The sequence below is a fragment of the Phaeobacter sp. SYSU ZJ3003 genome (assembly GCF_041300735.1).
Classification (GTDB): Bacteria; Pseudomonadota; Alphaproteobacteria; order Rhodobacterales; family Rhodobacteraceae; genus Phycobacter; species Phycobacter gallaeciensis_A.
Window position 1 is genome coordinate 1 of sequence record NZ_PXNU01000152.1, and the last position, 882, is coordinate 882.

The window sequence follows — 882 nt, forward strand, 5'->3', positions numbered from 1 at the left end:
TGGCTCTGTTGCAAAGTTTTCTTGATGAGGTCACTTTCGAGCGTGGTCAGGCAGGAGAGCGGTTGTCATGAACGATTTCAAAGGGCGTCATTTCACGGGTGAGGTCGTGCTTTGGGCGGTGCGATGGTATTGCCGTTATGGGATCAGCTATCGTGACCTTGAAACCATGATGGCGGAGCGGGGTGTTCGGGTTGATCACTCAACGATTTACCGTTGGGTTCAAAAATACGCCCCTGAAATGGAGCGTCTGATGCGTTGGCAGTGGCGGCGGCCGATGTCTGGCAGTTGGCGGGTTGACGAGACTTACATCAAGGTGCGGGGGAAATGGACCTATCTCTATCGGGCCGTCGATAAACTGGGCAATACCATCGACTTTTATCTCTCTTCAACACGCAACGCCAAGGCGGCCAAGCGTTTTCTGAGCAAGGCTCTTCGTGCCTGCAAGGATTGGGAGAAACCGAGTAAAATCAATACCGACAAGGCGGGCTGCTACACCCAAGCAATCCGTGAATTGAAAAAAGAGGGCAAATGCGCCAAGGATTTGGAACATCGCCAAGTCAAGTATCTCAACAACGTCGTTGAGGCCGATCATGGCAAGCTAAAACAGCTGATCAAGCCGGTGCGAGGGTTCAAGACGATGAGGACGGCCTATGCGACAATCAAGGGATTTGAGGTGATGCGCGCCCTGCGAAAAGGCCAGGGGCGGGCTTTCAACCTGACACGCGATCCCATTGGCGAAAAGCGCATGATCGAGCGTGCCTTCGGTGTTGGACCTTGCGTGATGGCAGAGGCTGTCGCAATCATTGAGGAAAGCCTCGCCGCAGCATAACTGCGCCCAAAAGAGGGGCCCACGCGGCCTGAACAAAACTTTGCAACAGAGCC

General features: G+C 54.1%; 1 protein-coding gene. It reads left to right on the forward strand.

Going from position 1 to position 882, the window contains the following annotated elements; all coding sequences use genetic code 11:
* The first annotated feature begins 67 nt into the window (after positions 1 to 67).
* Positions 68 to 829: an IS6 family transposase gene (locus C6W91_RS21175; protein ID WP_188745060.1), complete on the forward strand. Its 762-nt coding sequence runs from the start codon at positions 68 to 70 to the stop codon at positions 827 to 829.
* The last annotated feature ends 53 nt before the right edge of the window (positions 830 to 882 follow it).

Excerpts from the sequence above, each read along its gene's own strand:
- C6W91_RS21175 (WP_188745060.1), top strand. The coding sequence starts at position 68 with ATGAACGATTTCAAAGGGCGTCATTTCACGGGTGAGGTCGTGCTTTGG.